17 protein-coding genes and 1 pseudogene are annotated in these 21,114 nt (G+C 73.8%); 7 read left to right on the top strand and 11 right to left on the bottom strand.

Annotation, left to right across the window (positions count from 1 at the left end; translation table 11 throughout):
* Nucleotides 1-12: 12 nt before the first annotated feature.
* On the bottom strand, nucleotides 13-840 hold the full coding sequence (locus ACWC9R_RS17870; RefSeq protein WP_450732582.1) for an alpha/beta fold hydrolase: 828 nt from the start codon (nucleotides 838-840) through the stop codon (nucleotides 13-15).
* A gap of 187 nt (nucleotides 841-1,027) precedes the next feature.
* On the opposite strand from ACWC9R_RS17870, the gene ACWC9R_RS17865 reads away from it, so the two are divergent.
* Entirely contained in the window at nucleotides 1,028-2,356 is a 1,329-nt protein-coding gene (locus ACWC9R_RS17865; protein ID WP_450732679.1) for an aminotransferase-like domain-containing protein, read from the top strand.
* Between the two features lie 24 nt (nucleotides 2,357-2,380).
* On the opposite strand, the gene ACWC9R_RS17860 is transcribed toward ACWC9R_RS17865, so the two are convergent.
* From ACWC9R_RS17860 to ACWC9R_RS17845, 4 genes are all read right to left on the bottom strand, one after another.
* The gene (locus ACWC9R_RS17860) at nucleotides 2,381-2,680 is read right to left on the bottom strand and encodes a hypothetical protein (protein WP_450732580.1); all 300 of its coding nucleotides are present in this window, start codon (nucleotides 2,678-2,680) and stop codon (nucleotides 2,381-2,383) included.
* Nucleotides 2,681-2,866: 186 nt separating this feature from the next.
* The gene (locus ACWC9R_RS17855) at nucleotides 2,867-3,967 is read right to left on the bottom strand and encodes a glutathione S-transferase family protein (RefSeq protein WP_450732578.1); all 1,101 of its coding nucleotides are present in this window, start codon (nucleotides 3,965-3,967) and stop codon (nucleotides 2,867-2,869) included.
* A 125-nt stretch (nucleotides 3,968-4,092) separates the two neighbouring features.
* Nucleotides 4,093-5,064: a non-homologous end-joining DNA ligase gene (gene ligD, locus ACWC9R_RS17850; RefSeq protein ID WP_450732576.1), complete on the bottom strand. Its 972-nt coding sequence runs from the start codon at nucleotides 5,062-5,064 to the stop codon at nucleotides 4,093-4,095.
* Between the two features lie 78 nt (nucleotides 5,065-5,142).
* Nucleotides 5,143-7,452, bottom strand: a complete 2,310-nt coding sequence (locus tag ACWC9R_RS17845; protein ID WP_450732574.1) for an MMPL family transporter — start codon at nucleotides 7,450-7,452, stop codon at nucleotides 5,143-5,145.
* Between the two features lie 297 nt (nucleotides 7,453-7,749).
* On the opposite strand from ACWC9R_RS17845, the gene ACWC9R_RS17840 reads away from it, so the two are divergent.
* Nucleotides 7,750-8,487 (top strand): SDR family NAD(P)-dependent oxidoreductase, encoded by a 738-nt coding sequence (locus ACWC9R_RS17840; protein ID WP_450732572.1) that lies wholly within the window; start codon nucleotides 7,750-7,752, stop codon nucleotides 8,485-8,487.
* A gap of 245 nt (nucleotides 8,488-8,732) precedes the next feature.
* On the opposite strand, the gene ACWC9R_RS17835 is transcribed toward ACWC9R_RS17840, so the two are convergent.
* Nucleotides 8,733-9,599, bottom strand: coding sequence for a polysaccharide deacetylase family protein (locus tag ACWC9R_RS17835; RefSeq protein ID WP_450732570.1), 867 nt, complete (start codon nucleotides 9,597-9,599; stop codon nucleotides 8,733-8,735).
* Between the two features lie 196 nt (nucleotides 9,600-9,795).
* Here ACWC9R_RS17835 and ACWC9R_RS17830 point away from each other — a divergent pair, with 196 nt between their 5' ends.
* A complete protein-coding gene (locus ACWC9R_RS17830) occupies nucleotides 9,796-11,733 on the top strand; it encodes an APC family permease (RefSeq protein ID WP_450732568.1) in 1,938 nt (645 codons plus the stop codon).
* Nucleotides 11,734-11,757: 24 nt separating this feature from the next.
* Here the strand turns inward: ACWC9R_RS17830 and ACWC9R_RS17825 are convergent, their stop codons facing one another.
* Nucleotides 11,758-12,501 carry a hypothetical protein gene (locus tag ACWC9R_RS17825; RefSeq protein WP_450732566.1) on the bottom strand — a complete coding sequence of 248 codons (744 nt, stop codon included), beginning with the start codon at nucleotides 12,499-12,501 and terminating at the stop codon, nucleotides 11,758-11,760.
* Between the two features lie 229 nt (nucleotides 12,502-12,730).
* Between ACWC9R_RS17825 and ggt the strand changes: the two genes are divergently transcribed.
* Together ggt and ACWC9R_RS17815 are read left to right on the top strand one after the other, a co-directional pair.
* Nucleotides 12,731-14,566, top strand: coding sequence for a gamma-glutamyltransferase (gene ggt, locus ACWC9R_RS17820; protein WP_450732565.1), 1,836 nt, complete (start codon nucleotides 12,731-12,733; stop codon nucleotides 14,564-14,566).
* A gap of 172 nt (nucleotides 14,567-14,738) precedes the next feature.
* Complete coding sequence (locus ACWC9R_RS17815) at nucleotides 14,739-16,226, top strand: amidase (protein ID WP_450732563.1); 1,488 nt, start codon at nucleotides 14,739-14,741, stop codon at nucleotides 16,224-16,226.
* Nucleotides 16,227-16,249: 23 nt separating this feature from the next.
* Here ACWC9R_RS17815 and ACWC9R_RS17810 read toward each other — a convergent pair whose 3' ends face one another.
* The 4 genes and pseudogenes from ACWC9R_RS17810 to ACWC9R_RS17795 all read right to left on the bottom strand — a co-directional run bounded on the left by ACWC9R_RS17810 (nucleotide 16,250) and on the right by ACWC9R_RS17795 (nucleotide 18,770).
* A complete protein-coding gene (locus tag ACWC9R_RS17810; RefSeq protein ID WP_450732561.1) occupies nucleotides 16,250-16,804 on the bottom strand; it encodes an isochorismatase family protein in 555 nt (184 codons plus the stop codon).
* A gap of 81 nt (nucleotides 16,805-16,885) precedes the next feature.
* Nucleotides 16,886-17,830 carry an MFS transporter gene (locus tag ACWC9R_RS17805; RefSeq protein ID WP_450732678.1) on the bottom strand — a complete coding sequence of 315 codons (945 nt, stop codon included), beginning with the start codon at nucleotides 17,828-17,830 and terminating at the stop codon, nucleotides 16,886-16,888.
* Between the two features lie 125 nt (nucleotides 17,831-17,955).
* Nucleotides 17,956-18,186 (bottom strand): annotated as a pseudogene (locus ACWC9R_RS17800) (MFS transporter); the annotation flags it as partial.
* Between the two features lie 152 nt (nucleotides 18,187-18,338).
* Nucleotides 18,339-18,770 carry a MarR family winged helix-turn-helix transcriptional regulator gene (locus ACWC9R_RS17795; protein ID WP_450732560.1) on the bottom strand — a complete coding sequence of 144 codons (432 nt, stop codon included), beginning with the start codon at nucleotides 18,768-18,770 and terminating at the stop codon, nucleotides 18,339-18,341.
* Nucleotides 18,771-18,952: 182 nt separating this feature from the next.
* Here ACWC9R_RS17795 and ACWC9R_RS17790 point away from each other — a divergent pair, with 182 nt between their 5' ends.
* Both ACWC9R_RS17790 and ACWC9R_RS17785 read left to right on the top strand, forming a co-directional pair.
* Nucleotides 18,953-19,795: a nitrilase-related carbon-nitrogen hydrolase gene (locus tag ACWC9R_RS17790; protein WP_362601351.1), complete on the top strand. Its 843-nt coding sequence runs from the start codon at nucleotides 18,953-18,955 to the stop codon at nucleotides 19,793-19,795.
* A complete protein-coding gene (locus tag ACWC9R_RS17785; RefSeq protein WP_450732558.1) occupies nucleotides 19,792-21,105 on the top strand; it encodes an aspartate aminotransferase family protein in 1,314 nt (437 codons plus the stop codon). The genes ACWC9R_RS17790 and ACWC9R_RS17785 overlap by 4 nt, the downstream gene beginning before the upstream one ends.
* Nucleotides 21,106-21,114 lie beyond the last annotated feature (9 nt).

Raw genomic sequence — 21,114 nt, 5'->3', positions numbered from 1 at the left:
TCCCGTCCGTCGTCAGCCGTGCGCCGCGGCCGTCTCCGCGTGCTCCGGGAGGGAGCGGAGGAACTCCGCCAGTACGGCGTTGAATTCGTCCGGGCATTCCAGGTTGGGCAGATGGCCCGCCTGCTCGATGACCGCCAGCGTGGCGTCCGGGACCCGGGTGTGGATGTCGCGGGCGTCGCTCACCGGCGTATGGGCGTCCTCCGTGCCGACCACCACCAGGGCCGGTACCGAGATCCGGGAGAGCAGCGCCGTGTAGTCGGGGCGTTCGGCGCGGCCGCGGAGTGCGGCGGCGGCGCCCTCGGGGGGCGTGGCCGTCATCATGGCCAGGACGTGGGCGGCGACGTCCGGCCGGTGGGTGAGGGTGTGCGCGGACACCATCGTGGGCAGCGCCTCCTGGGCGTAGCCGGTCATGCCCTCGCGGAGCAGCCGTTCCGCCATGTCGTGGCGGCGGGTCCTGCCCTCCGTGGTCTCCGCCGCGGCGAAGGTGTCGGCGAAGACCAGGCCCCGTATCCGCTCCGGGAAGAGCCGGTAGCACTCCATGACGATCTGGCCGCCCATGGACAGCCCGCCGAGGACGAAGCGCCCGATCCCGAGGTGGTCGAGCAGGGCGAGCAGGTCGCGGGCGAAGGTCTCCAGCGGGGTGGTGCCGGGCACGGGCGTGCTCTCCCCGTAACCGCGCAGATCGGGGACGATCACCCGCCATCCGGCCCGGCTGAAGTGCTCGGTCTGCGGGCGCCACATCGAGCGGTCGAAGGGGTGCCCGTGCACCAGTACCAGCGGCGTCCCGCTGCCCTCGTCCTCGTATCCGACCGTGATCCCCCGGCAAGCGACCGAACCCATGGTGTGTCCCCTCTGTGGTGATGTGACGCCTCGATGCTATAGAGCGCAATTTCTCGGTACAATAGAAATAATGCACTCGGTGCAATATTGTGCTCAGTGTCCGTGTGCAGTGGTGGTGTGCACTGCCCGAGTGCAGTGCCTGGTGCGGCGTCGGTGGCGGCGTCCGAGGGAGTGAAGGGTGGACAGGGTGGACGACTACCGCGCGCTCGCCGATGACCTGGCGGCGGATATCGCGGCCGGCCGGCTCCCCCCGGGGGAACGGTTGCCGCCGCTGCGGCGGTTCGCCCGCGACCGGGGGATCGCCGGCTCGACCGCGGCCCGGGTGTACCGGGAACTGGGCCGGCGCGGGCTGACGGTGGGGGAGGTCGGCCGCGGCACCTTCGTCCGCGCCGCCGCGCCCGCGGCCGAACCCGCCCTCGCCGAGCCGGGCGGGGCGCGGGTCGACCTGGAGCTGAACTTCCCGGTGCTGCCCGGCCATCCGGCGCTGCTCGCGAAGAGCCTGGGGCATCTGCTGCGCCCCGACGCGCTGGCCGGTGCGCTCCGCCCGGTGGGGGCCACCGGCACGGCCGCGGCCCGGCGGACCGCGGCCGCGCACCTCGCCCGCGGCGACTGGGCCCCGGACCCCGGGCAGCTGCTCTTCGCGGGCAACGGGCGGCAGGCGCTGGCCGCGGCGATCGCCGCGCTGGTCCCGTCCGGTGAGCGGCTCGGCGTCGAGGCGCTCACCTACCCCGTGGTCAAGGGCATCGCGGCCCGCCTCGGCGTCACGCTCGTCCCCCTCGCCATGGACGAGCACGGCCTGACCCCCGAGGCGCTGCGCACCGCCCCTCCGCTGCGCGCCGTCTACCTCCAGCCCGCCCTCCACAACCCGCTCGGCCGCACCATGCCCGTCCGCCGCCGCACCGAACTCGTCGCCGTTCTCCGGGAGTTGGACCTCCACGCCATCGAGGACGCGATCTACGGATTCCTCCGCGACGACCTCTCCCCGCTCGCCGCCCTCGCGCCGGAGCGCACCGTGGTCATCGACAGCCTGTCCAAACGGCTCGCGCCCGGACTGTCACTGGGATTCCTCACCGTGCCCGCGGACAGCGCACCGGACTTCGCGGCCGCCCTCAGGACGGGGACCTGGACCGCCGCCGGCTTCGCGCTCGACGCGGCGACCCGCTGGATGGCCGACGGCACCGCGGCGGCCGCCGAGGCGGAGAAGCGCGGCGACGCCGCGGCACGGCAGCGAATCGCCGCCGAACGGCTCGCCGGATTCCGGGTACAGGCCGATCCGCAGGCGTATCACTGCTGGTGGGAGCTTCCGGACCCCTGGCGGGCCGACACCTTCGTGGCCGCCGCCGCACGCCGCGGCATCGCCGTCACCCCGTCCGGGGCCTTCGCCGTCGGCCCGGCCCACGCGCCGAACGCCGTACGGCTGGCGCTCGCCTCGCCGCCCCTCGACGTGCTGGCCGAGGCGCTCGACGTGCTGGCGGGGCTGGCGCGCCGGGAACCGGAGGGCACCGGGGCGGAGTGAGGGGGCGCCGGGCCGGGCGGTGGCTCAGGTGCCGCTCATCAGTTGGCCGAGACCGCTGCGCAGCTCCGCGGTGTTCATCACCGGCTGGAGCGAGACCTTCGCGTGCAGATCCATGAAGAACGATTCGAGGAGCGTCGGCATCTGCGACGACTCGGTCATGTCGAAGTAGAAGTAGGCGGTGCGCTCGCCGCCGTCGAGGGTGAAGTAGGCGGCTTCTGGCTGAAGGGCGGCGAGGGCCGTCTCCATGATCTTCGGCAGACTGCCGCTCTGGATCACTTCGTTGCCGGCCTCGGTCGGTATCCGGGCCGTCAGGACCATCCTCATCGGGCTCACTCCTCGCGTGGCGCGTGGGGCGGGTGGAGTGCGGCGGCGAACCGGGGCCCGGGTGCTCGGCGCCTGCGCGGCAGGCTCCGGTGCACCGCTGGTGTGTCCGTGCTGTCTGCTCTCAGGGTCTCACGGCCCGGCGGCCGGGGCCGGTTCCCGGCGGCCGGGGGCGGGCGCGGAGGCGGGTCAGGCGCCGGTCAGCAGATGCTCGGGGCGTCCGCTGGGCGGCACCTCCTCGGCCGGCGGCACCGGGCCCGGCGGGGTGCCGTCGCCGAACGGCCGGCCGCCCAACTCCTCACGGTGGTGCGGCGTCAGCCAGCCGGAGAGGTCCGGTCCGCCCGGGACGATGCCGGTCGGGTTGATGCCGGTGTGCACCTGGTAGTAGTGCTGCTTGATGTGGTGGAAGTCGACGGTGTCGCCGAAGCCGGGCGTCTGGAAGAGGTCCTTGGCGTAGGCCCACAGCACCGGGTCCTCGGCCAGCTTGAACCGGTTGCACTTGAAGTGCCCGTGGTAGACGCAGTCGAAGCGGACCAGGGTGGTGAACAGCCGGATGTCCGCCTCGGTGAGGGTGTCGCCGACGAGGTAGCGGCGGTCGTGCAGGCGCTCGGACAGCAGGTCCAGACGCCGGAACAGATCGCGGAAGGCGGCGTCGTACTCGCTCTGCCCGGTGGCGAAACCCGCCCGGTAGACGCCGTTGTTGACGTCCCGGTAGACGCCCGCCATGACGATGTCGATCTCCTCGCGCAGCGGCTCCGGATACAGGTCGGGTGCGCCGGGCCGGTGCAGCGCCGTCCACTCCGTCGCGAAGTCCAGGGTGAGCCGCTGGAAGTCGTTGGTGACCAGCTGCCCGCTGGGCACGTCGACGAGGGCGGGCACGCTGACCCCGCCGGGGTAGTCCTTCTCCCGGGCGTCGTAGGCCTCGCTGAGGAAGCGGATGCCGAGGACGGGGTCGCGGTCGTCCGGGTCCAGGGTGAACCGCCAGCTGCGGTCGTCCTGGATCGGGTCGGTGACGGCGAGCGAGACCGCGTCCTCCAGGCCGAGCAGCCGCCGGGAGATGACGGCGCGGCTCGCCCAGGGGCAGGCGCGGCTGGCCACCAGCCGGTAGCGGCCCGCCTCGACCGGCCAGCCGTCGCGCCCGTCCGCCGTGACACGGTCCGCGAAGTGGCTCCTGGAACGCTTGAAGGGCTTCCTGCCGTACGCGACATTGCCGTCCGTGGCGGCGGGTGTGGCGCCGTCCGCCGCGCCGTCCGTGGTGCCGCCGTTGTTGCCGGCGTCGGGCTGGGGCATCACCGACTCCTTCCGTCTGCGGTTGCTCCGGTCCTCAGGGCGAGCCTTCCCGGCCGGGGGCGGGTACTCCCTCGTGTCAGCCGCCCGGCGCACCGCCGCGGCCCGGGCGAGCCGGGCGGCCGGGCTCAGCCGAGGCGGGTGAGGTCGGGCCGCAGCCGGTGCCAGATCGGATGCCGCAGCCGGCCGGCCGAGGTCCAGCCGGTGTGCGTGACCTCGGCGACGAGCCGGGGCTCGGCCCAGTGCACCCCCGCCAGCTCCACCGGGTTGAGGAACGGGGACCGGTCGAGCGGGATCACGTCCAGGTACCGCGCCAGCTCCTGGCGCTCGCGGTCGGACAGCCCCGAGCCGACCGAGCCGACATACCGCAGCCCCGCGGGCTCGGCCACCCCCGCCAGCACGGCGCCCGGCAGCCCGGTCAGCCCGCCGTGCCCCTCCGTCCAGCCCCCGATGACCACGTCGAGGGTCAGCACATGCTTGGTCTTGCGCCACTCGGGCGACCGCACACCCGGCAGATAGGCCGAGGAAAGCCGCTTGGCCACCACCCCCTCCAGCCCCGCCTGCAGCGAGGCCTCCCACGCCTGCTGCCCCTGGCCCGCCAGATACTCCGGCGACGACCAGTTCGGGCCGCGCAGCCGCAGCCCGGACAGCAGGGACCGGCGCTCGTAGTACGGCGACCCGAGCAGCGAGCCGTCCAGATACATCAGGTCGAAGAGGACGAGGTGGACGGGGTACTCCATCGCCAGCCGGGCCGTGCGGCGCGGGTTCACCACCCCCATCCGGCGCTGCAGCAGCCCGAAGTCCGGCCGTCCGCGCGCGTCCAGCACCACCACCTCACCGTCGAGCACCGCGGGCCGCCCCCGCAGCTGCTCACCCAGCGGCGCCAGCTCCGGGTAGCTGCCGGTCGCCTCGTTGCCCGCGCGGGTGACCAGCCGGATGGTGCCGTCGCCGGGGGTGTTGACGATGCAGCGCGCCCCGTCCCATTTGGCCTCGAACGCCCAGGCCGCCTCCTCGTGCGCGGCGGGCAGCGGGCCGATCGTGGCCAGCATCGGCCGGATCACGGGGTACGGGGCCGAGCCACGCTCGGCGGACGGGGCCATGGTTCGATGATCGGGCGAGACGGGGGCGTTCGCAGATCGGACGGCGGCCGGCGGTGGCGGCCGGGCCGGCCGGGGCCCTCAGGCGCCGCCGCCCGGCCGGGCCCCGCTCCGCGGCGCGTCCCCGCGCGGCGGTCCCTCAGCGGGCAGCTGCTCCTCGCCCTCCGTACGGACATGCGGCAGGACGCGGTCCAGCCACCGGGGCGTCCACCAGGCCGCCGGGCCCAGCAGCGTCATCACCGCGGGCACCAGCAGCAGCCGGACCACGGTGGCGTCGATCAGCACGCTCACCGCCAGGCCCAGGCCCAGCATCTTCACCACGATGTTGTCGCTGATGATGAACGCGGCGAACACGCTCACCATGATCAGTGCGGCACAGGTGATCACCCGGGCGGTGATCTCCAGGGCGTGCGCCACGCTCGCCTTCGCGTCGCCGGTGCGCAGCCATGCCTCGTGCACCCGCGACAGCAGGAAGATCTCGTAGTCCATGCTCAGCCCGAAGACGATCGCGAACATCATCATCGGGACGTAGCTCTCGATCGGCACCGTGCCCGAGACCCCGAGCGCCGGGCCGCCCCAGCCCCACTGGAAGACCGCCACCACCACCCCGTACGAGGCGGCGATCGACAGGACGTTGAGCACCGCCGCCTTCACCGCGACCAGCACCCCGCGGAAGACGGCCAGGATGATGACGAAGGCGAGCGCGACGACCACGGCGATGATCAGTGGCAGCCGGCTGGCGACGATGTCCAGGAAGTCCACCTGGCCGGCGGTCGTGCCGGTCACATAGCCGTGCGCGTCGGTCCCCTTGACGGCCGCCGGCAGCAGGTCGTGCTTGAGGCGGTTGACCAGGTCCGTGGTGTCCGCGTTCTGCGGGGCCTGGGTGGAGTAGGCGGTGCCGGTCAGCACCGCGCCGTCCGGGGTGGCCTTCAGCGGCGTGACGAAGGCGGTGCCCGGGACGTCGGTGAGCGTCTGCTGCGCCTGTGTCGCCAGCATCGGGCGGTCCGCCTGGGGGACCGCGGACTGGTCGATGACGAGGGTCAGCGGGCCGTTGGAACCGGGGCCGAACGCCGAGGACATCAGGTCGAAGGCGCGCCGGTCGGTGAACGACTTCGGGTCGGCGCCGTCGCCGATGTGCCCCAGCTGAATCCAGAAGACCGGAAGGGCCAGCACGACCACCACGAACACCCCGCCCGCCAGGTACCACCACGGGCGGCGCTCCACCCGCTGGGCGTAGCGGTGCCAGGTGCCGTGTGCCTCCTCGCCCGGTTCGGCGTCCGTCTCGGCGATCGGGCGGCGGACCCGGAGCCGGTCGATCCGGCGGCCGGCCAGCCCGAGCAGCGCCGGTACGAGGGTGAGCGCGCCGAGCACCGCCGAGACCACGGTGACGGCGGCCGCCACCCCCAGTTTGCCGATGAAGGAGACGCCCGAGACCCACAGTCCCATCAGCGCGATGATGACCGTGCAGCCGGACACCAGCACCGCCCGGCCGCTGGTCGCCACGGCCCGGCCCGCCCCGGTCACCGGGTCCGCGCCGTCCATGAGGTTCTGCCGGTGCCGGGTGAGCAGGAAGAGCGCGTAGTCGATCCCGACGCCGAGGCCGATCATCGTGGCCAGGGTGGGGGAGACGGTGGCGAAGACGAAGACGGCGGCGACCAGCCCCAGGCAGGCCAGTCCGCAGAGGGCGCCGATCAGCGCGGTCAGCAGCGGGATACCGGCCGCCAGGACACTCCCGAAGCCGACCAGCAGCACCAGGATCGCCACCCCGAAGCCGATCGCCTCGCTGGTCCGGTCGTCGGGCTCCGGCCGGGCCAGCTCACCCAGCGACCCGCCGTACTCCACCTCCACGCCCGCGGAGCGCAGCGGCCGCACCGCCGCGTCGACCCCGTCCAGATAATCCGGCTTCAGCGTGGACGGCTGCACGCTGAACCGCACGGTGATGTACGCGGTGCGGCCGTCGGTGGACAGCGGCCCGACGTCCGGCGCCCCGGGCGGCCGCGCGGGAGGCGGGGCGCCGGGCGCCGGCAGCGGGTTCTGCGCGGACAGCACGTCCGGCAGCTTGCCGAGCGCGGTGACGGCACCGTCGATGTCGTCGCGGAAGCCCGTCAGCGGTGTGTCGTCGTGCAGCACGACCTGGCTGCTGTAGCCCCCCGCCTTCGGGTCGTGCCGCTGGAGCACCTCGCGGCCCTGCGTCGACTGGACACCGGGCAGTGCGAAGTCGTCGGAGTACTCCCCGCCGTAGGTGCGTTGCAGCACCTGCAGCCCCGCCAGGGCTGCCAGCCACAGGACGAGAACGACGACGAAGTGCCGGGCACACCACTCACCGGTCCGCCGCAGCAGTCCCCGCTCACCGGACGCGGCCGGCCCGCTCGGATTCCTCGGCGACGACATAGGTGCTCCCGATGCGGGCCGGCGCTGCTGGCACATACGGACATCCAGCAGTCAACGCCCGTTCCGCCGCCGCGGCATGCCCGCCGGGGAATACGGGTGGCGCCCGAACGGGTGCCCCACCGGCCCCGAGCGCCGTCGCGGGGCGCCTCCTTACGATGCCTCACGACCGTTTGTGCCGGCGCACGAGATGAGGACCGATCCGTTGATGAACCATTCCTGGGCGTTCACCGCACTCGACAGGCCCCCCGGGCGGGCCGGCTGCCGCCGCCGTCCGCGGGCCGGGGCGGAGGGTGTCCGATGAGCCGGGCGGTGCTGGTGACCGGGGCGTCGCGGGGGATCGGGCGGGCGGTGGCCGAGGTCTTCGCCGCGCACGGGGACCGGGTCGCGCTGCACTACGCGTCGCGGCGGGCGGCCGCGGAGGAGGCGTTCGCGGGGCTCGCGGGGAGCGGGCATGTGCTGGTGCAGGGCGACCTGCGGACACCCGACGGCGCGGCGGCGCTGGTCGAGGCGGCGGTGGCCGGGCTGGGCGGTGTCGATGTGCTCGTCAACAACGCGGCCGCGAACGTGGCCCACCCCCTGGACCGCACCTCGTTCGAGGACTGGCGGGACGCCTGGCGGCAGGTCGTGGACGTGAACCTGCTGGGGGCTGCGCATGTCAGCTACGGCGCGGCGCGGAACATGATCGAGCGGGAGGTGGCGGGCCGGATCGTCAACATCGGGTCGCGCGGCGCCTTCCGCGGCGAACCGGACCACCCGGCGTACGGCGCGTCCAAGGCGGCGCTGCACGCGATGGGCCAGTCGCTGGCGGTCCACCTGGCGCCGTACGGCATCGGGGTGGCCTCGGTGGCTCCGGGCTTCGTGGAGACCGAGCGGGTCGCTGACCGGCTCACCGAGGACGTGCGGCAGCAGAGCCCGTTCGGCCGGGTCGCCGCGCCCGCCGATATCGCGTCCGCCGTCCACTACCTCGCCTCGCCCGAGGCGCAGTGGACCTCCGGGACGGTGCTGGACGTCAACGGGGCGTCGTACCTGCGCTGAGAACGGGGAAGCCCCGGCCGAACGGGGGAATTCGGCCGGGGCGGTCTCGGGGGCGCGGGCGGCGACGGCGGTGGCCTCCGGGCCTGCCGCGGGGCGGCGCTGGGCCGGCTTCGCGGTGGCGGGCCGTGCGGCGCCGTCGGGTCGGCACCCGCTTCCAAATTGAACGATAAACCATTGAGTCGGTTTCCGCCGCACGGGGTGACCGCTCTCACCGCGGCCGCCCCCGGGAGCCCGCGGGCCGCCGGTCAGGGCACGATTCGGACCGGGCGATAGCCCTCGTCCAGCAGCCGCGGCAGATACCAGTCCAGCGCCTCCACGGTCTGGCTGCGCTCACCGCCCCCGTCGTGCGACAGCACGATCGCCCCGGGGTGCAGCGCGTCCAGCACCGTGTAGGCGATGGCCTCGGCCCCCGGAGCGGTCCAGTCCTGCGAGTCGACCGCCCAGCCGACGGGGGACATGCCCAGGGCGTTGCAGATGCTCAGCGAGGGGTCGTCCCAGTCGCCGTACGGGGCGCGGGCCATGTCGGGAGCGGTGCCGAGGACGTCCTCGATCAGGGCGCTGGTGCGGCCGAGTTCGCTGTGGACGGCGCCCGGCGGCAGCGTGGTCAGCTGCGGATGGCTCCAGGTGTGGTTGGCGACGGCATGGCCGTCGTCGGCGAGGGCGTGCAGCAGGTCGGGGAACTCGACGGCGTTCTCGCCGATGACGAAGAACGTGGCGCGGGTGTCGTGGCGGCGCAGAATCCGCAGGATGTCGGGCGTGTGGGCGGGGTGCGGCCCGTCGTCGAAGGTGAGGAAGACCTCCCGGCGGTCGGTGGACAGGCGGAAGGCGACATCGGGGTGCGGGGGTGAGGCGCCCGGCCCGGAGCGGGAGGTCTCACCGGCCATCGGGCGCAGCCGGAACGGCCCCGGGGCACTCCCCGGGCGCTCGGCGGTCATCAGCGGCCCGCCCTCGGTACCGGAGGGCTTCGCCGGCGACGGGGCCGGCGGCCGCGGGCCGGTCTCCGGAGTGCCCTCGTCGGACGGGAAGAGGACCCGGGCGGCGGAGAGCGTCCCGAGCACGACCGCGGCGTGCAGGAACATCCGCCGGGTACGGGTGTGCTGATCGGGGTCCACCCCTCACGTGCTCTCACGCGGCCCGCCGCGGGAGCGGAAGCGACACCGGGGCGGGCGGTTCCGTACCCGATCGGCTCGCACCGGCGGGCCGCTCACCGGCCGCCGCCGGAGGGGCCGCCAGGGCGCCGCCCGGGATGCGGCACGGGCCCGCGAGCCTCCCTCCCGCTCCACCGGGCGGCCCATAGTTTGTCCGGCTATGAGCCAATTCTTCAGGCCGAAGCGGATGATGGTGGGCCGTCCGCTGGACAGTGCGCGCCTCGGTGAGACGCTGCTGCCGAAGCGACTGGCGCTACCGATCTTCTGCAGCGACCCGCTCTCCTCGGTCGCCTACGCCACCGAGGAGATCCTGCTGGTCGTCGGCCTCGGCGGGATCGCCCTGCTCCATCTGACCTGGTACGCGGCGGCCGCCATCGTGCTGGTGCTGGTCGTGGTCGTGGCGTCCTACCGGCAGACCTGTTACGCCTATCCCGGCGGCGGCGGGGCGTACCGCGTCAGCGCACAGAACCTCGGGCGGAACGCGGCGCTCACCGCCGCCAGCGCGCTGCTGGTCGACTACGTGCTGACCGTCGCGGTGTCCGTGGTGTCCGGCGTCGCCGCGATCACCTCCGCGATTCCGTCCCTCGGCGGCCACGACGTGGCGCTGTCCGTCGGGTTCGTGGCACTGCTGGCCCTGATGAACCTGCGCGGGGTCCGGGAATCCGGCCGGGTCTTCGCCGTGCCCACCTACGGGTTCGTCTTCTTCATCTACCTGATGTTCGCGGTCGCGGCCGTACGGCTGGCCACCGGCGCGAGCATCCGCGCCGAGTCCGCTGACCTGCCGCTGCACGCCGTCTCGGACTACACCGGCGTGGCCCTGGTCCTGCTGGGGATGCGCGCCTTCGCGTCCGGCTGCACCGCGCTGACCGGCGTCGAGGCGATCAGCAACGGAGTGCCCGCCTTCCGCCGGCCGAAGAGCCGCAACGCCGCCAACACGCTGCTGGTCATGGGGTTCTTCTCGGTCACCATGTTCGGCGGGATCACCGTCCTGGCCATGCTCTCCGACGTGCATGTCGCGGTGCAGCCCACCGAGCTGGGGCTGCCGCCGGACACCCCGACCTCCACCGCGCTCGCCCAGATCGCCCGCGCCGCCTTCGGCGACCTCGACACGCTCTTCTACCTGCTCCAGGCGTTCACCGCCGGGGTGCTGATCCTCGCCGCCAACACCGCCTTCAACGGCTTCCCGATGCTGGCGTCGATCCTCGCCGAGGACGGGTTCGTGCCCCGGCAGCTGCACAACCGCGGGGACCGGCTGGTCTTCTCCAACGGGATCATCCTGCTCGCGCTGGCCGCGATCGGGCTGATCGTGCTGTTCGACGCGGAACTCACCCGCCTCATCCAGCTCTACATCATCGGCGTCTTCGTCTCCTTCACGCTCTCCCAGACGGGCATGGTCCGGCACTGGCGGACCGTCCTCGCCGAGCCGGGGCTGCCTTCACGCGAGCGGGCCCGGCACCGGCGCTCCCAGACGATCAACGCGGTCGGCGCGGTGCTCACCGGGGTGGTCCTGGTCATCGTCCTGATCACCAAGTTCCTGCACGGCGCCTGGATCGTGGTGATCGCCATGCCGCTGCTCTTCCTGGGAATGCGCGCGATCCACCAGCACTACCGGCGCCTCGACCGCGAGTTGGCCGTCGCCCCCGGCGCCCGGCCCTGGGAGCCGGCCGGGAACCATGTGCGGGTGCTGGTGAACTCCCTGCACGCGCCCACCCTCAAGGCCCTCGGCTATGCCCGCGCGATGCGTCCCACCACATTGGAGGCGCTGACCGTCGCCGTCGACCCCGGCGACGTACGCGAGCTGCGCGAGGAGTGGGACGCCCATGACATCGACGTGGCGCTGCAGGTGCTCAGCTCGCCCTACCGGGACTTCACCCGGCCGGTGATCGACCACATCCTGGAGGTCTGTGCGCGCTACCCGGGCGGCGCCGTCACGGTCGTGATCCCCGAGTACATCGTCGGGCACTGGTGGGAGCAGCCGCTGCACAACCAGAGCGCCCTGCGGCTGAAGGCCCGGCTGCTGTTCACCCCGGGCGTGACGGTGGTCAATGTGCCCTACCGCCTTCCCACCGGCACGGCGCCGGGGGAGGGGCAGGCGTAGGAGGGCGGCCGCTGTTCTCCCGGCTCAGGCCGTCGCCCGGTGGCCCTTCGGCTCCGGCGCCGCCAGCGCGGCCTTGGTGACATCCCCGACCAGCTCGACGACATCGGGCCCGTACGCCTGCGAGTTGACCACCTTCAGCAGCAGACAGAACTGGCCGTCGCTGCCGTGCCTACGGGCCAGCCGGGCCCGGTTGCGCACGAGATGGCGGACCGCGGCCCGGTGGGTGACCGGGCGCTGGCCGGCCGCCAGGAACACCGGCCGGTCGCCCTCGCCGGCGGTCAGCCGGGCCAGGAGGACGTACTCGACGGCACCGGGCTCCATCCGGTACTCCGTGCCGCCGATGGTGAAGGTGCCCCGGCCCGCGCCGGACTCGTCCCCGGGGTGCACCGTCACGCCCGGCAGCAGATTGGCCAGGTGGGCCGCGAGCCGCCGGTGCGCGGTCGGGTCGCCGACACAGAACTCGGTACGCGCCCCGAAGCCCTGGAGGCCGGTGTCGTGCGGGGCGACCTCGGGGTGCGCACCGCAGTTCTCGATCACCGCGGCCAGCCCCAGCAGCGCCAGCGCGTCATGGCGCGGGATGCTCCAGTGGGCCGAGGAGCTGTCCCGGTGGGTGACCAGCACGCACTCCGAACCGTCCGGAAGCCCGAAGAAGCCTTGCTCGCGGGCCGGCTTCCGGCGGGCCACCGCGGAGTATCCGGCCCAGCCGGCCACCAGGCCCACGATCAGGGCCGCGGCCGCCACGGTCAGGAGCAGCAGGGTGTCGTCCATGGCCGGGGAGCGTAGCGGCATTCCGGCGGTGTGTTCGAGGGCGGGGCGGGCAGCTGGGACGGCTTGTCCCGGTCCGTACGGGCATACCTGATCCGGGCGGAAAGGGGCGGCTGATCCCCGCCGCCACCGGGGCGGCCGGGCCCGAAACGCCCTCTGTCGGCGGGCTGTTGCCGCGAGTAGGCTCCGGGCCCCTGCCGCCCCCGTGCAGCCTCTGGGAGGAAACCCCGGTATGACCAGAGTCCGACGCCTCACCGTTCTGGGAGCGGCCGCCGCGCTGGCCGGCTCCCTGATGACGGTCCCGGCCGCCGCCGGTTCCGCCGCGCCCGCACGGCCCGGCCCCGCCCACCGGGACCTCGCCGCCACCGCGACTCCGGAGAAGACCCCGGTCGCCGTCGGCTCCGGCGGCGCCGTCTCCAGCGTCGACCCGTACGCCTCGGCCGCCGGTATCGAGGTGCTCAGGAAGGGTGGCAACGCCGTCGACGCCGCGGTCGCCACCGCCGCCGCCCTCGGCGTCACCGAGCCCTACTCCGCGGGCATCGGCGGCGGCGGATACCTCGTCTCCTACGACGCCCGGAGCAAGGTCATACGCACCCTCGACGGCCGGGAGACCGCCCCGCGCTCCGCCGGCAAGGACCTCTTCCTGGAGCACGGCACGCCTCTCCCGTTCGACGACGCCGTCACCAGCGGGCTGAGCGTCGGCACCCCGGGCACCGCCGCCACCTGGGACACCGCCCTGCGCAAGTGGGGCAGCCGGTCCCTGGGCGAGGTGCTGCGCCCCGCCCAGCGGCTGGCCACGGACGGCTTCACGGTCGACGAGACCTTCCGCCGGCAGACCGCGGACAACGAGGCCCGCTTCCGCGACTTCCCGGCGACCGCCCGCCTCTACCTGCCCGGCGGCGAGCTGCCGGTGGTCGGCTCCACGATGCGGAACCCCGATCTGGCCCGTACGTACGGGGAGTTGGCGAAGAAGGGCGCCGGTGCGCTCTACCGCGGCGCGCTGGCCCGGGACATCGTCCGCACCGTCCGCACACCGCCGGTGCGCGCCGGCTCCCCGCGCACCGTGCGGCCCGGCGACCTGACCGCCGGGGACCTGCGCGCCTACCGCGTCCTGAGCCAGGAGCCCACCCACACCCGCTACCGCGGCCTCGACGTCTACGGCATGGCGCCGTCCTCCTCCGGCGGCACCTCCGTCGCCGAGGCGCTCAACATCCTGGAGCGGAGCGACCTGTCCCGGCTGACCGAGCGGCAGTACCTCCACCGCTACCTCGAAGCGTCCCGGATCGCCTTCGCCGACCGCGGCCGCTGGGTCGGCGACCCGGCGCACGAGGACGTCCCGACCAGGGGCCTGACCGGACAGCGGTTCGCCGACGCCCGCGGCTGCCTCATTCACGACGACAAGGCGCTGACCAGCCCGCTCGCGCCCGGCGACCCGCGCCACCCGAAGCCCTGCGCCGCGGCCGGCCGGGCCGCGCCGACGACGTACGAGGGGGAGAACACCACCCATCTGACCGTCGCCGACAGGTGGGGCAACGTCGTCGCCTACACCCTGACCATCGAGCAGACCGGCGGCAGCGGCATCGTCGTCCCGCACCGCGGCTTCCTGCTCAACAACGAGCTGACCGACTTCTCCTTCGCGCCCGCCGACCCCGCCGTGCACGATCCGAACCTGCCGGGCCCCGGCAAGCGGCCGCGCTCGTCGATGTCGCCGACTCTCGTGCTGCGGCACGGCCGGCCGGCGGTGGCGCTCGGCTCGCCCGGCGGCGCGACCATCATCACCACCGTGCTGCAGACCCTGGTCAACCACCTCGACCGCGGAATGCCGCTGGTCGACGCCATCGCCGCACCGCGTGCCAGCCAGCGCAACGCGGCCCGCACCGAACTCGAACCCGGCCTGTGGAACAGCCCGGTCCGCCGGCAACTCGAAGCGCTCGGCCACGCCTTCAAGGAGAACCCGGAGATCGGCGCGGCGACCGCCATCCAGCGGCTGTCGGACGGCCGCTGGCTGGCCGCGGCCGAAAAGGTACGGCGCGGCGGCGGCGCGGCGCGCGTCGTGCACCGGTCCTAACGCCCGCGGCACGGGAGCCGGATGTCACCTCGCCGGCACGGCCGGACCGCTGTGTGCCGTCCGTGTGTCGTCGATGTGGCACCCCGCGCGGCGTCGTTGATGGCCGTGGCGGTGGCGATTAGCCTCCTGGGACCGTTCGTTCGAATGAGCGGTCCCAGGGAGGGAACGCAGCGTGAGCGTTGACGAGAGCCAGGACAGCGAGGCCGGGCAGGTCCCGGCCCGGCACATCGGTGCCACGGCGGGCGAGTTGGAGGGCCTGGCCGAGCAGGCACGGGCGCTCGCCGAGGGCCGGGTGACCTCGACCGCGCTGGTCCGGCGGTCGCTGGAGCGCATCGAGGCCACCCAGGGCACCGTCAACGCCTTCCGGCGGGTACGGGCCGAGGCGGCGATGGCGGAGGCCGCGGAGGCCGACCGCAGACTGGCGGCCGGGGAGCGGCTGCCGCTGCTCGGGGTGCCGGTCGCGGTCAAGGACGACACCGATGTGGCGGGCGAGCCGACCGCGTTCGGCTGCGCCGGGGAGTTCCCGCCCAAGGAGCGCGACGCCGAGGTCGTCCGGCGGCTGCGCGCGGCCGGCGCCGTCATCGTCGGCAAGACCAACGCCTGTGAGCTGGGCCAGTGGCCGTTCACCGAGGGCCCGGCCTTCGGCAACACCTGCAACCCGTGGAATCTCGCCCACACCCCGGGCGGCTCGTCCGGCGGGTCGGCCGCCGCGGTCGCGGCCGGGCTGGTCCCCGCCGCTCTCGGCACCGACGGCGCCGGCTCGGTCCGTATCCCCGCCGCCTGGTCCCATCTCGTCGGCATCAAACCCCAGCGCGGCCGCATCTCCACCTGGCCGGACCCCGAGGCCTTCCAGGGGATCACCGGCATCGGACCGCTGGCCCGTTCGGTCGAGGACGCGGCGCTGCTGCTGGACGTGGCCAGCGGCAACCACGACGGCGATCTGCACCGGCCGCCCGCCATCGCGGCCCGCGAGGCCGCCCGGCGCGACCCGGGGCGGCTGCGTATCGCGCTGTCCTGGAAGGCGGCCTTCACCTTCACGCCCAAGCCGCTGCACCCCGACGTCCGGGAGGCGGTGACCGGCCTGGCCCGCACGCTGGTCCGGCTCGGGCACTTCGTCGAGGAGGCGGAACCGGACTACGGGCTGGTCGGGCTGGCCTTCGTGCCGCGGGCCACCGCCGGGGTCGGGGAGTGGGCCGACCGGGTCCCCGACCGCTCGCTGCTGGACCGCCGCACTCGGGAGGCGGCCCGGATGGGACGGCTGCTCGGCGGTCCCGTGCTGCGCCGGGCACGCGCCGTCGAGCGCCGCCAACAGCGGCGGATCGGCGCGCTGTTCGGCCCCTACGACGTGCTGCTGACACCGACCACGGCCACCCCGCCGCCGCGCATCGGCACCCTCGCCAAGCTCAGCGGCTGGCGTACGGATCAGGCCATGATCGCGGCCTGCCCGTACGCCTGGCCGTGGAACGTCCTCGGCTGGCCGGGGGTGAGCGTGCCCGCCGGGTTCAGCACGGACGGCCTGCCGCTGGGCGCCCAGCTGCTCGGTCCGGCCCATGGGGAGCCGCGGCTGATCTCGCTGGCCGCCCAGCTGCAGGACGATCTGCGCTGGCACGAGCGGCGGCCGCCCGGCCACCCGGCGCGGTACGCCGGCGTCCGCCCCTGACCAGCGGCGGACCGCCCGCCGTCTCAGCCCAGGAGCGCGAGGATCTCCTCGGTGCTGCCGGTCACGCCCAGCCGCGGGAAGATCTTCTCCAGGCTGTTGCGGTGCGCCCCGGCGTCCAGGTCGGTCATCGCGTCGGTGGCGAGGGTGACGTGGTAGCCGTGCTCGTACGCGGCACGGGCGGTGGACTCGACCCCGATGCTGGTGGCGATGCCGCCCAGCACGAGCTGGGTCACCCCGCGGTGGCGCAGCTCCCGGTCCAGGTCCGTGCCGTGGAAGGCGCCCCACCGCTCCTTGCTGACGGTGAGGTCGCCGGGCTGCCGGCCGAGTTCGGGCACCAGCTCCGCCCAGTCGGCGGGCGGCTCACCGGCGGGCCGCGCGGACTCCGTACGGCCCGGTGCGCCGCCGGTGACGTTCACCAGGACGACGGGCAGCCCGCGCGCCCGGAACGCGGCGGCCAGCCGTGCGCCGCGCGCGATGACGGCGGCGGCCGGTTCGGGGGCGGTGGGCAGCGCCGCGATGCCCTTCTGGAGGTCGATCAGCACCAGGGCGGTCGTGCTGTCGAGGGTGGTCACGGGCATCGGGTGCTCCTTGTGCGGTGGTGACGGGGGACGGAGGGCAGCCGGAGCGGCGGTCTGCGGCCGGGGTGCCGGGAGCCCGTTTCAGCCGCCGGTCCGGGAGGCGCCGGTCCGCAGGCTGCGGTCGGTGAGGGTCAGCAGGAGCAGCAGCACGCCGAGGGCGACGCCGGTCAGCGCGATGCCGTGCAGGCCGGGGTCCGAGGCGCGTGCCCCGTACAGCAGCCCGAGGAGACCGGCCGCGGTGATCGCGCCGAGGTACTGGGCGGTGCGCTGGAGCCCGGCGGCCGCGCCCACCGCGTCGGCCGGTGCCTGGGCGTAGACCGCGGCCTGATTGCCGGTAGCGGCCAGCCCCTGCGGGATGCCGAAGAGCACCCCGGCGCACAGCAGCGCGATCAGCGGACTGCCGCCGTGCAACAGCAGGAGGGCCGCGCTGCCGAGGGCGAGGCAGCCGGCGGCGACGGCCAGCGGGGCGCGGATGCCCTTCGTCCGGGCGCCCCAGATCGCGCAGCACGCCGCCGCGCCGGACATCGGCAGCATGACCAGACCGGCCTGGAACGAGGAGAAGCCGTGCGCCTGCTCCAGCCACTGGCTGAAGCCGTAGAGCACGCAGTAGATGACCAGGTAGGCCAGCCCGTGCCGGAGGTAGGTGCGGACCAGCGGGCCGTTACGGGCGAGCATCCGCAGATCGAGGAACGGCTCCGGACGGCGCAGCTGCCACCACACCAGGACGCCCGCCGGCCCGAGGGCCGCCACCGGCAGCGGCCACCGCGGGTCCCGGAGGTCCAGCAGGAAGAACATCGCGCAGGTCAGCACCGCGGCGAACAGCACCATGCCCAGCAGGTCGAACGGACGCGCGCGAGCGTCCCTGGTCCGTCCGCCGCCGGTGTCCTTCCGGTCCGCGGGGAGCCAGGCGAGCGCGCCGACCAGGGCGAGCAGCGCGAGCGGGATGTTGACGGCGAACACCGCGCGCCAGCCCGCGGTCGCGGCGAGCAGCCCGCCGAGCGCGGGGCCGAGCGCCGCACTGCCCAGTGCGGCGAGCGAGAGCCGCCCGAGGACGTACCGCGGGTGGGCTCGCCCAGCCGCCGCGACTCGGCGCGCAGCAGCGCCATCGCCGCCGGGTAGGCGGCCGCGGTGCCGATCCCGAGCACGACCCGGGAGACGATCAGTAGCGGGAAGCTGGTCGCGAGCGCCCCGATGAGGCCCGCCGCGCAGACGGTCAGCGCACCGGCCGCGAACACCCGGCGGGGGCCGACGCCGTCGGCGAGCCGCCCCAGTGAGGGCTGGCCGACGGCGCTGGACAGATACATCGCGGAGACGAGCCAGGCCGTGCCGGCCGCGCCGACGTGGAAGTCCTGGCCGATGGCCACCAGGGTGGTGGCGATCATCGTCGAGTTGAGGGGGTTCAGCAGCGAGCCGAGCAGCAGCGGGGTCATCAGCCGGGCGCCGAAGGCACGGCCGGGTTCGCCGGCGGGCCCACCGGAGCCGGCCGGGGCGTCCCCCGTACGGGCCGCGGCCTCTTCCGCGGCGGCGGACTCACTCATTCCGGCATCAGCCGCCGTATCAGCCCGGCCGCCGTCTCCAGGGTCTGCCGCTCCTCCAGGGTCAGCCGGTCGGCGAGCGCCACCGCCAGCCAGTTGTGCTTGGCCTGCCGTACGGCACCGAGCACCCGGTGGCCCTCGTCGGTGAGGGAGAAGACCACCTGCCGGCCGTCGGTCGGGTGCGGACTGCGGGCGAGGATGCCGCGCTCCTCCAGCACCGCGACGGTCTGCCGCATGGACTGCGGGCGGACCAGTTCGGCGCGGGCCAGCGCCGCGGTGGTGGCCGGCCCGCCGGTGTCGATCCGGGAGAGCACCGCGCGCTGGCTCGGGGTGAGCTCGCCCTGGGGTGAGGCGGCGCGCAGATGCCGCATGAGCTGCACCACGGCCGCTCCGAGGTCTCCCGCCAGGCGTTCCACGTCGTTTTCCGGCATATGTCCAGCGTACGAGATCAACAGGTAAACTTCCAAGTCTGCCTGTCGATTTTCCGGTGCGCCGGTGGACGCGCCACGGGGGAGATGGTCTTGCCACGGTCCGTGACGGGGCTTACGGTCACCTCCACACGCGTAGATCCCCGCGCGGGCTGCAGGCTGACGCATCGACAAAGGAGCAGCTCATGGCCGATGTTGTGCGTGCCGCACTGGTCCAGGCGACCTGGACCGGCGACACCGAATCGATGATCGCGAAGCATGAGGAGTACGCCAGAGCGGCGGCCGCGCAGGGTGCGAAGGTGATCGGCTTCCAGGAAGTCTTCAACGCCCCGTACTTCTGCCAGGTCCAGGAGCCCGAGCACTACCGCTGGGCCGAGCCGGTGCCCGACGGGCCGACCGTCCGGCGGATGCAGGCCCTGGCCCGCGAGACCGGCATGGTCATCGTCGTCCCCGTCTTCGAGGTCGAGCAGTCCGGCTTCTACTACAACACCGCGGCCGTCATCGACGCCGACGGCACGGTCCTGGGCACCTACCGCAAGCACCACATCCCGCAGGTCAAGGGCTTCTGGGAGAAGTACTACTTCAAGCCGGGGAACGCCGGCTGGCCGGTCTTCGACACCGCCGTCGGCAAGGTCGGCGTCTACATCTGCTACGACCGCCACTTCCCCGAGGGCTGGCGGCAGTTGGGCCTCAACGGTGCCCAGCTCGTCTACAACCCCTCCGCCACCTCCCGCGGCCTGTCCGCCTACCTCTGGCAGCTGGAACAGCCCGCCGCCGCCGTCGCCAACGAGTACTTCATCGCGGCGATCAACCGGGTCGGCGTCGAGGAGTACGGCGACAACGACTTCTACGGCACCAGCTACTTCGTCGACCCCCGGGGCCAGTTCGTCGGCGACGTCGCCAGCGACTCCAAGGAGGAACTGGTCATCCGCGACCTCGACTTCGCACTGATCGACGAGGTCCGGCAGCAGTGGGCCTTCTACCGCGACCGCCGCCCCGACGCCTACGACGGGCTGGTGCAGCCATGAGCCACGAACCCCCGAGCCTGCACGCCCGTCACCGGTCCGTCCTCCCCTCCTGGCTGAGCCTCTACTACGAGCGGCCGCTCGAACTCACCCACGGCGAGGGCCGCCACGTCTGGGACACCGAGGGCAACCGCTACCTCGACTTCTTCGGCGGCATCCTCACCACCATGACGGCGCACGCCCTGCCCGAGGTGACCAAGGCCGTCGCCGAACAGGCCGGCCGGATCATCCACACCTCGACGCTCTACCTCTCGCGCCCCATGGTCGAGCTGGCGGAGCGGATCGCGGCGCTCTCCGGCATCCCCGACGCCCGGGTCTTCTTCACCACCTCCGGCACGGAGGCCAACGACGCGGCCCTCCTGCTGGCCACCACGCACCGCCGCTCCAACCAGATCCTGGCGATGCGCAACAGCTACCACGGCCGGTCCTTCTCCACCGTCGGCATCACCGGCAACCAGAGCTGGTCACCCACCAGCCTCTCGCCCCTCCAGACCCTGTACGTGCACGGCGGGGTGCGCAGCCGCGGCCCGTACGCGGACCTCGACGACCGCGCCTACACCGCGGCCTGCGTCGCCGACCTGGAGGACATGCTCCAGCAGACCGCGGGCGGGGTCGCCGCGCTGATCGCCGAACCGGTCCAGGGCGTCGGCGGCTTCACCATGCCGCCGGACGGCCTGTACGCCGCGTTCCGCGAGGTGCTCACCCGGCACGGCATCCTCTGGATCAGCGACGAGGTGCAGACCGGCTGGGGCCGCACCGGCGACCACTTCTGGGGCTGGCAGGCGCACGACGGCAACGGCCCGCCCGACCTGCTCACCTTCGCCAAGGGCATCGGCAACGGCATGTCCATCGGCGGGGTGGTGACCCGCGCCGAGGTGATGAACTCGCTCTCCGCGAACTCCATCTCCACCTTCGGCGGCAGCCCGGTCACCATGGCCGCGGGCCTGGCCAACCTCGGCTACCTCCTGGAACACGACCTCCAGGGCAACGCCCGGCGGGTCGGCGGCCTGCTCATCGAGCGGCTGCGGGCGGTCACGGCCGGCCTCGACCTGGTACGGGAAGTGCGCGGCCGCGGCCTGATGATCGGCGTCGAACTGGTCCGCCCCGGCACCGACGAGCACGCGCCGGAGGCTGCCTCGCTGGTCCTGGAGGCCGCCCGCGAGCGCGGCCTGCTGATCGGCAAGGGCGGTCAGGGCGGCGCCTCGCTGCGCATCGCACCCCCGATGACGCTGACCGTCGCCGAGGCGGAAGAGGGCGCGGACCTGCTGGCGGACGCGCTGCGCACGGCGCAGGGGCAGCTGGCCCCGTCGTAGCGGACGCGG

It is taken from the genome of Streptomyces sp. NPDC001219 (assembly GCF_053597915.1).
Note: the sequence above shows the minus strand (reverse complement) of the source record. Positions and strands in the feature narration are given on the sequence as shown.

Coding starts and splice junctions, on each gene's coding strand:
- ACWC9R_RS17870 (WP_450732582.1), bottom strand. CDS start 840: ATGGGTTCGGTCGCTTGCCGGGGGATCACGGTCGGATACGAGGACGAG.
- ACWC9R_RS17860 (WP_450732580.1), bottom strand. CDS start 2,680: ATGAGGATGGTCCTGACGGCCCGGATACCGACCGAGGCCGGCAACGAA.
- ACWC9R_RS17855 (WP_450732578.1), bottom strand. CDS start 3,967: ATGCCCCAGCCCGACGCCGGCAACAACGGCGGCACCACGGACGGCGCG.
- ligD (WP_450732576.1), bottom strand. CDS start 5,064: ATGGCCCCGTCCGCCGAGCGTGGCTCGGCCCCGTACCCCGTGATCCGG.
- ACWC9R_RS17845 (WP_450732574.1), bottom strand. CDS start 7,452: ATGTCGTCGCCGAGGAATCCGAGCGGGCCGGCCGCGTCCGGTGAGCGG.
- ACWC9R_RS17840 (WP_450732572.1), top strand. CDS start 7,750: ATGAGCCGGGCGGTGCTGGTGACCGGGGCGTCGCGGGGGATCGGGCGG.
- ACWC9R_RS17830 (WP_450732568.1), top strand. CDS start 9,796: ATGAGCCAATTCTTCAGGCCGAAGCGGATGATGGTGGGCCGTCCGCTG.
- ACWC9R_RS17825 (WP_450732566.1), bottom strand. CDS start 12,501: ATGGACGACACCCTGCTGCTCCTGACCGTGGCGGCCGCGGCCCTGATC.
- ggt (WP_450732565.1), top strand. CDS start 12,731: ATGACCAGAGTCCGACGCCTCACCGTTCTGGGAGCGGCCGCCGCGCTG.
- ACWC9R_RS17810 (WP_450732561.1), bottom strand. CDS start 16,804: ATGCCCGTGACCACCCTCGACAGCACGACCGCCCTGGTGCTGATCGAC.
- ACWC9R_RS17795 (WP_450732560.1), bottom strand. CDS start 18,770: ATGCCGGAAAACGACGTGGAACGCCTGGCGGGAGACCTCGGAGCGGCC.
- ACWC9R_RS17790 (WP_362601351.1), top strand. CDS start 18,953: ATGGCCGATGTTGTGCGTGCCGCACTGGTCCAGGCGACCTGGACCGGC.
- ACWC9R_RS17785 (WP_450732558.1), top strand. CDS start 19,792: ATGAGCCACGAACCCCCGAGCCTGCACGCCCGTCACCGGTCCGTCCTC.